The 3,715-nt window shown below is 74.7% G+C and carries 1 protein-coding gene; it reads left to right on the top strand.

Annotated features, from left to right (window positions below; translation table 11 throughout):
• Positions 1-3,715: SDR family NAD(P)-dependent oxidoreductase (locus AC5WS8_RS38940; protein WP_496108204.1), on the top strand; the 3,715-nt coding region annotated here is incomplete at both ends.

Raw genomic sequence — 3,715 nt, 5'->3', positions numbered from 1 at the left:
GAAGACGGGGCCCGCCGCCGTGTCCGGCTCGGGCGCGGACAGCGTGGAGGCGCGTTTCTGGGAGGCCGTCGAGCGGGAGGACCTCGAATCTCTCGCCGGCGCTCTGCGGTTGGCGGACAGTGAGCCCCTTGCCGAGGTTCTGCCCGCTCTGTCGAACTGGCGCCGGGGCGAGGCGGTCCGGTCGGCGGTGGAGGGCTGGCGGTACAAGGTGGTGTGGAAGCCGGTGGGGCGGAAGTCCGGGCCGGCCGTGCTGGACGGCGAGTGGCTGCTGGTGGTGCCCGAGGGGGCCGGTGCAGAGTGCGCCGGTGCCGTCGCCGACGCCCTCGCCCGCCACGGCGCCCGGACACGCAGGCTGACCCTCGCCTCCCGCCACGCCGAGGCCGCCGTTCTCGGGTCCGCGCTCGACGAGGCGCTGGCCGGTCTGGACGCGCCGCTCGCCGGGGTGCTGGCGCTGACCGGGCTGGACGAGAGCCCGCTGCCCCAGCACCCCGTGCTGTCCACCGGGGCCGCGCTCACCGTGTCGCTTCTCCAGGCTCTCGGCCGGGCCGGTGCGAGCGCACCGCTGTGGTGTGCCACTCAGGGCGCCGTGGCCGTCGGGGACCAGGAGACGGTCACCCGCCCGGAGCAGGCGGCCGTCTGGGGCCTGGGCCGGGTCGCGGCGCTGGAGTTCCCCGAGCGCTGGGGCGGTTTGGTGGACCTGCCCGAGCGGCTCGACAGCCGGGACGCCGCCGCCCTCTGCGCCGTACTGGCGGCGAGCGGTGACGTCCTGGAGGACCAGGTCGCCCTGCGCGGCGGCACCACGTTCCTCCGGCGTCTGATGCCGGCCCCCCTGTCCGAGCGGCCCCGCTCCGAGCGCTCCGCCATCGCCGGGTCCGCCACCGACGGCTCCGGCGCCCACGCCGCTCCCCGCCGCCGGACCCCCACCGGCACCGCGCTCGTGACCGGCGGGACCGGTGCCCTCGGTGCGCACGTCGCCCGCTGGCTGGCCCGGAGCGGTGTCGAGGACGTGGTGCTGGTCGGACGTCGTGGCGCCACCGACGCCGCGGCCCTGGCGGAGTTGGAGGCCGAAGTCGCCCCGCACGGCACCAGGTTGACCGTCGCCGCCTGCGATGTGGCCGACCGCGCGGCGCTCGAGGAACTGCTGAACTCCCTGCGCGCCCAGGGCCGTACCGTCCGCACGGTGGTGCACGCCGCCGGTGTCGGCGTCCTCGGCGCGCTCGACGACCTCGGTCTCGCGCAGTTCGCCGAGGTCACCGCCGGCAAGGTGGCCGGCGCCCGGAACCTCACCGAGGTCCTGGACCCCGCCGAGACCGACACGCTGATCTGCTTCTCCTCCATCTCCGGCATCTGGGGTGTCGCCGACCACGCGGCATACGCCGCCGCCAACGCCACCCTGGACGCGCTCGCCGAGAACGCACGCCGGACCCGCGGGCTGCCCGCCCTCTCCGTGGCGTGGGGTCCCTGGGACGGCGGCGGCATGATCAGCGAGGAGATGCGCGACCCGCTGCGACGCCGCGGCATCCCCGTCATCGCCCCCGAGCCCGCGATGGTGGCACTCCAGCAGGCACTGGACCACGACGACACCGTGGTGGCCGTCGCGGACGTCGACTGGAACCGGTTCGTCTCCGTCTTCACCGTCGCCCGCTCCGCCCCGCTCATCGCGCACCTCAAGCCCAAGGTCCCCGCGGATACCGCCCGCCCCGGCCGCGGCGGGTCCCACGAGTCGGCCGGCCACGGCGACGGTCACCGCACGGGTGCCTCGACGCTCGCCGAGCGGCTGCGCACCCTGCCCGCCGCCGACCGCGACCGCTTCGTCCAGGACCTCGTGCGCGCCGAGGCCGCCGCCGTGCTCGGCCACTCCTCGGCGGACGCCGTCGACGCGGCGTACGCCTTCAAGGAACTCGGTTTCGACTCGGTGAGCGCCGTCGAACTGCGCAACCGCCTCACCGCCCGCACCGGCCTGAAGATCACCACGACGGTCGTCTTCGACCACCCCACGCCGCTCGCGCTCGCCCGACACTTGCGCCACCTGGCCCTGGCCGGGGGCAAGACCCCGCCCGAAGCCGCCGCCCTCGAACCGGCCCGCTCCGTCCCGCGCGAGGGCGCCACCGACGACGACCCCATCGCCGTCGTCGCGATGGCCTGCCGCTACCCGGGCGGCATCGGATCGCCCGACGACCTCTGGCGTGTCGTCACGGCCGGCGAGGACGTCATCACCGGCTTCCCCGCCGACCGCGGCTGGGACACGAGCCGGCTCTACGACCCCGACCCGGCACGCCCCGGCACCAGCTACGTCCGGCACGGCGGATTCCTGCACGACGCCGGGCACTTCGACGCGGCCTTCTTCGGCATCTCGCCACGCGAGGCCGAGGCGATGGACCCCCAGCAACGCCTGCTCCTGGAGACGTCCTGGGAGGCACTGGAGCGCGCCGGCATCGACCCGAGAAGCCTCCGGGGCAGCCGCACCGGTGTCTTCACCGGCCTCACCGACCAGAACTACGGAACGCTCCTCAGCCGCAGCACCGACGGCACCGAGGGCTACCTCGTCACCGGTGCCTCCACCGCGGTCGCCTCCGGCCGTGTCTCCTACGTCCTCGGACTGGAAGGCCCGGCGGTGACCGTCGACACCGCCTGCTCGTCCTCGCTGGTCGCGCTGCACCTGGCGGTGGGCTCCCTGCGGTCCGGCGAGTGCTCGATGGCCCTCGCGGGAGCCGCGATGGTCATGGCCGATCCGGCGCCGTTCGTCGGGTTCAGCCGGCAGCGGGGCCTCGCGCCCGACGGACGCTGCAAGCCCTTCGCCGAAGCCGCCGACGGGTTCTCCCTCGCCGAAGGCGTCGGCGTGGTCCTGCTGGAACGCCTGTCCGACGCCCACCGCAACGGCCACCCCGTGCTGGCGGTCGTACGCGGTACGGCGATCAACCAGGACGGCGCGAGCAACGGCCTCACCGCTCCCAACGGGCCCTCGCAGCAGCGCGTCATCCGCGCGGCCCTCACCGACGCGCGGATCACCGCCGCCGAGGTGGATGTCGTCGAGGCCCACGGCACCGGCACCCGGCTGGGCGACCCCATCGAGGCGCAGGCCCTGCTCGCCACCTACGGCCAGGACCGGCCGCAGGACCGGCCCCTGCTGATCGGCTCCGTGAAGTCCAACATCGGGCACACGCAGACCGCCTCCGGCATGGCGGGCGTCATGAAGATGGTGCTCGCGATGCGTCACGGACTCGTTCCCGGCACCCTGCACGTGGACGCGCCCTCCTCCCACGTCGACTGGTCGGCGGGTGCCGTGTCGCTGGTGACCGACGCGGTCGGCTGGCCGGACACGAAGGGCCGTCCGCGCCGGGCCGGTGTGTCGTCGTTCGGCATCAGCGGCACCAACGCCCATGTGGTGCTGGAGGAGGCGCCGGGTGTCCCGGAGCCTGAGGAGCGTGACGAGCCGGATCCCGTCTTCGCAGCCGGTGGTGTGGTGCCGTGGGTGCTGTCGGGCCGCGGCCAGGAGGGTCTGGCCGGGCAGGCGGGCCGGCTGGCCGCCTTCGCGAAGTCGGCGGGGCAGACCGTACGACCCGTGGATGCGGCGTGGTCGCTGGCCGCCACCCGGACCGCGTTCGAGAACCGCGCCGTGGTTCTTGGCTCCGACATGAGCGCAGTGGCTGCTCTGATCGGCGAGTCGGCGTCGGATTCCGCGAGCGCCACCGATGTCGTACGGGGTGCGGTGTGC

The organism is Streptomyces sp. PTL18 (assembly GCF_059510295.1).
The sequence above is the reverse complement of the archived record's forward strand: the minus strand, read 5'-3'. Positions and strand labels throughout refer to the sequence as shown.